Origin of the sequence: Microvirga tunisiensis (genome assembly GCF_009296175.1) — a bacterium.
Classification (GTDB): domain Bacteria; phylum Pseudomonadota; class Alphaproteobacteria; order Rhizobiales; family Beijerinckiaceae; genus Microvirga; species Microvirga tunisiensis.
In genome coordinates this window covers 1-4,586 of record NZ_VOSK01000431.1, presented here as the reverse complement: position 1 = coordinate 4,586, position 4,586 = coordinate 1, and the positions used below count along the sequence as shown (strand labels likewise).

The window sequence follows — 4,586 nt, the reverse complement described above, 5'->3', positions numbered from 1 at the left end:
GTCTATATCGACGAGCGCACCGTGGACGTGCATGTGGGCCGCCTGCGCAAGGCGATCAACCTGCCGCGCCGGCCCGATCCGATCCGAACCGTGCGTGGCGCCGGCTATTCCTTCGATGAGACCTTCGCTCGCGAGGAGCAGGCCGTGAGTGCCTAACGCCTCAAAAGACAGACAGATCAAAGGCCGCGCTGAAATCGACAGCGCGGCCTTTGATCGGAAAAAATGCCTTTAGGCGCGGACGAGCTTGCGCTCCCGCTTGCGGTCGGCCACCGGCTGGTAGGCAATGCGCGCGTGATGGTTGCAATAAGGCAGGCCCGTGATCGAGCGGGCGCCGCAGAAGCGGAACTCGGGCTTCGTCGGGTCACCCATGGGCCAGCGGCACATGGACTCGCGCAGGTCCATGATGGTCACGCGCTCGGACATGGGAATGGCAATGTCGTCGTCGGCGAACACCACGGGCTCCTCGGCCACGGGCTCCGTCGGGATCGGAGCCAACACCACATTGTTGTTGTGCGGCTGGGGCGCAATCGGGGCCGGCGCGCTCGGCGCGCGGGTCGCCTTGCGCGGGCGGGCAGCGGCAGAGCCGGCGGGCTTCGCATCCTTGGCGCGGCCGGAGAGGCCGAGGCGGTGAACCTTACCGATCACCGCATTGCGGGTCACATTTCCAAGCTCGGCGGCGATCTGGCTCGCGCTCAAACCATCGGTCCAGAGCTTCTTGAGAAGCTCGACCCGCTCGTCCGTCCAAGTTCCGCCCGCATCCATCATTTTTAAACTTGCCTCCATCGTGGCTGGCCTCAGCCCAGAATCCCAGATGCCTCGCGGACAGGGTTTTGTGTCCGACCGCGTTGCGAAGGTCGCTCCTGAGGGTGAAAGCCGCTGCACGAATGCCGTACTCGACTGACCCGAAGTTACAGGATGGGTGGACTCCGGCGCAAGAGTCCCCGAACAGGCCCCGTCGTTTTCCCCAAGGAACTCGCCTGGGGCAAAAATTCCTTGTGATGAGTGACTTCATTTCTCTTGAATTGACAGGGTCTCGCACCTCGTTAGAATCCCTCTCCGTGCCGCCCTCGCTGGGGCGGCGCTTTCTTTTTCGGGCCCGGGTGCGACCTTGGGCCTCTCTCTAGGCGGAGACAACCCGTGACATCGCCATTGCTGCCGACTTTTGCCCGTGCCGAGCTTTCCTTCGAGAAGGGAGAGGGCCCCTGGCTCTACGGCCGAGATGGCGAGCGATACCTTGATTTCGGCGCCGGCATCGCCGTGAACGCCCTGGGCCACGCCCATCCTCATCTGGTCAAGGCCCTGACCGAGCAGGCCTCCAAGATCTGGCACAGCTCCAATCTGTTCCAGATCCCGGAGGGCGAGCGCCTCGCCCAGCGCCTCGTCGACAGCACCTTCGCGGATTTCGTGTTCTTCACCAATTCCGGCGCCGAGGCGAACGAGGCCGCGATCAAGATGGCGCGCCGCTATCATTATGTGAACGGCAATCCCGAGCGCTTCCACATCGTGACCTTCGAGGGCGCCTTCCACGGCCGCACGCTCGGCACCATCGCGGCCGGCGGACAGGCCAAGTATCTGGAAGGCTTCGGCCCCAAGGTCCAGGGGTTCGACCAGGTTCCGCCTGAGGATCTCGAGGCCCTGAAGGCCGTCATCGGCCCGCACACGGCGGCCCTGATGATCGAGCCGATCCAAGGCGAGGGTGGCGTCAGGTCCGTGTCGAACGCCTTCCTGCGAGAGCTGCGCGCCCTGTGCGACAGCCAAGGCCTGCTCCTGATCTTCGACGAGATCCAGACCGGCGTCGGCCGCACCGGCAAGCTCTTCGCCTATGAATGGAGCGGCGTGACGCCCGATATCATGACCGTGGCCAAGGGCATCGGCGGCGGCTTCCCGCTGGGCGCCTGCCTGGCAACGGCAGAGGCTGGCAAGGGCCTGACGCTCGGCACCCACGGCACGACCTTCGGCGGCAATCCGCTCGCCATGGCGGTCGGCAATGCCGTGCTCGACGTGATCCTGGAACCCGGCTTCCTGGAGAGCGTCGAGCGCAAGGGCCTGCTGCTCAAGCAGCGCCTCGCCGAGTTGAAGGACCGCCATCCGAGCGTCATCGCCGAGGTGAGGGGGCAGGGGCTCATCATGGGCCTGCGCACCGTCGTGCCCAATACGGACTTCGTCAGCGCCGCCCGCGATCAGAAGCTCATCGTGATCGGGGCCGGCGACAACGTCGTCCGTCTTCTGCCGCCGCTGATCATCACGGAAGCCGATCTCGGAGAAGCCATCAATCGTCTGGATGATGCCTGCGCGGCCATCGAGGCTAAGCAGAAAACCGCCGTTCCGCCGGGAGCCGTTCAATGAAGACCCGCCATTTCCTCGATCTCAGCGACTTTTCCGGCGCGGAGATCCGGCACCTCCTGAATGTCGGCCTCGAGATCAAGTCCAGACGCCGCCGCGGCGAGAAGGCCAAGGATCGGCCGCTCGAAGGCAAGATCCTGGCGATGGTGTTCGACAAGCCCTCCACCCGCACCCGCGTCTCCTTCGATGTCGGCATGCGCGAGCTCGGCGGCGAGACCTTGATGCTCACCGGCAAGGAGATGCAGCTCGGCCGCGGCGAGAGCATCGCCGACACGGCGCGCGTCCTGTCGCGCTACGTGGACGCCATCATGATCCGCACCCTCGATCATGCGATGGTGACAGAGCTCGCCCAGTATGCTTCGATCCCGGTGATCAACGGCCTGACCAAGATGACGCATCCGTGCCAGATCATGGCCGACATCATGACCTTCGAGGAGCATCGCGGCTCCATCGAAGGCCGGACGATTGCGTGGACGGGCGACTCCAACAACGTGCTCGCCTCCTGGGTTCACGCGGCGGCGCGTCTCGATTTCCAGCTCAAGATCGCATCCCCGCCGGAACTTGCCCCGCGCCCGGAGCTTTTGTCCTGGGCGAAACAGGAAGGGGCCAAGATCAGCGTGACCACCGATGCGTTCGAGGCCGCCGAGGGCGCCCATGCGGTCATCACCGACTGCTGGGTGTCCATGGGTGACGACGACGAGTTCCGCCGTCAGAATCTGCTGAAGCCCTACCAGGTCAACGGCAGGCTCATGGGCGTGGCCGACAAGGACGCCGTCTTCATGCATTGTCTTCCCGCCCATCGTGGCGAGGAGGTCACGGACGAGATCATGGACGGTCCGCAATCGGTGGTCTTCGACGAGGCCGAGAACCGGCTTCACGCGCAGAAGGGCATCCTGGCGTGGTGCCTCGGAGCAGCAAACGCATGAGTTCAGCTTCGCTTGCAGGAAACGATGACGTCGTTCTGCCTTTCGCAGTCGAACCTCTCGACGTGCGTGGGCGCGTGGTGCGTCTCGGAGCCTCCATCGACACCATCCTGGCCCGGCACGGCTATCCCGACATGGTGGCCCGCGTCATCGGTGAGGCGGCCGCATTGACGGTCATGCTCGGTGCGTCCCTCAAATTCGAGGGACGTTTCCAGCTGCAGACCAAGACCGATGGCATCATCGACATGGTGGTGGTCGATTTCAACGCACCGGATCGCCTGCGTGCCACGGCCCGTTTCGACAAGGACAGGCTCGAAGCTCTCGGGTCGATCTCGCCGGGAACGGGCGAACTCCTCGGCTCCGGCTACCTCGCCATGACCATCGATCAGGGCTCCGAGCGCAGCCGCTATCAGGGCGTCGTCGCCCTCGAGGGCCAGGGTTTCGAGGAGGCGGCGCATCAGTATTTCCGCCAGTCCGAGCAGATCCCGACGCAGGTGCGTCTGGCCGTGGCCGAGCAGTTCGAGGATGGCCGCCACACCTATCGCGCCGGCGGCCTGATGATCCAGTTCCTGCCCTCCTCGTCGGAGCGCCTTCGGCAGGCCGATCTGCATCCGGGCGACATCCCGGAGGGACATCCCTCGAACGATCTCGCATCGCCCTCGGAGGACGATGCCTGGCTCGAAGCCAAGTCCCTGGTCGGGACGGTCGAGGATCACGAACTGATCGATCCGGCCGTCTCCAGCGAGACGCTTCTCTATCGCCTGTTCCACGAGCGGGGCGTGCGCGTCTTCGAGGGCCAGCACGTGCATGAGGAATGCACCTGCTCGCATGAGCGCATCATGGGCATGATGCGCCGCTTCTCTCCGCAGGATCGCCAGGACATGGTCGGCGACGACGGCCGCATCGGCATCACCTGCGAGTTCTGCTCGCGCTTCTACGATCTGGACCCGGCGGAGGTCGAGGCCGAGATCGCCAAGTCGGAAGCATAAGTCGGCAGCCAGCTCTCCATCGCTATCCCCGCGCAGGCGGGGATCCGTAACCACGGCGGTTGCAGCAAAAGGAGAGCGGCTGCCGCTGCGCATGATCCTGCGCTGTTAGTGCATCGAACGCAAAAGTGTGAGCCGGTTTTGCGTGAAAAGATGCGATAAGCCAAAAGCTTAGAGCATCGGACGGTAACATTGGCAAAAGTCCGGGCTGAGCTGGCGGGTCGGGGTTCCGGCGCAGCGACAATTCTGATTCAATCCCCTGCATGTCACCGGCCCCGGATCTTGATGGCCTGTCGAACGCCGATCTGAAGCGGTTGGTGCTGGAGCTGTTGGG

5 protein-coding genes are annotated in these 4,586 nt (G+C 64.4%); 4 read left to right on the top strand and 1 reads right to left on the bottom strand.

Annotated elements, in window-relative coordinates; translation table 11 throughout:
* Window positions 1-156: winged helix-turn-helix domain-containing protein (locus FS320_RS38590; RefSeq protein ID WP_192926399.1), on the top strand; the 156-nt coding region annotated here is incomplete at its 5' end.
* Window positions 157-228: 72 nt separating this feature from the next.
* Here FS320_RS38590 and FS320_RS38585 read toward each other — a convergent pair.
* Window positions 229-765 (bottom strand): GcrA family cell cycle regulator, encoded by a 537-nt coding sequence (locus tag FS320_RS38585; protein ID WP_152717610.1) that lies wholly within the window; start codon window positions 763-765, stop codon window positions 229-231.
* Between the two features lie 372 nt (window positions 766-1,137).
* Here FS320_RS38585 and FS320_RS38580 point away from each other — a divergent pair, with 372 nt between their 5' ends.
* Genes FS320_RS38580 through FS320_RS38570 form a run of 3 tightly spaced genes read left to right on the top strand, consistent with a single transcriptional unit; the run spans window position 1,138 to window position 4,255 of the window.
* Window positions 1,138-2,346: an acetylornithine transaminase gene (locus tag FS320_RS38580; protein ID WP_162003517.1), complete on the top strand. Its 1,209-nt coding sequence runs from the start codon at window positions 1,138-1,140 to the stop codon at window positions 2,344-2,346.
* On the top strand, window positions 2,343-3,269 hold the full coding sequence (gene argF, locus FS320_RS38575) for an ornithine carbamoyltransferase (protein ID WP_152717608.1): 927 nt from the start codon (window positions 2,343-2,345) through the stop codon (window positions 3,267-3,269). The genes FS320_RS38580 and argF overlap by 4 nt, the downstream gene beginning before the upstream one ends.
* A complete protein-coding gene (locus tag FS320_RS38570; protein ID WP_152717606.1) occupies window positions 3,266-4,255 on the top strand; it encodes an Hsp33 family molecular chaperone in 990 nt (329 codons plus the stop codon). The genes argF and FS320_RS38570 overlap by 4 nt, the downstream gene beginning before the upstream one ends.
* Window positions 4,256-4,586: the final 331 nt, after the last annotated feature.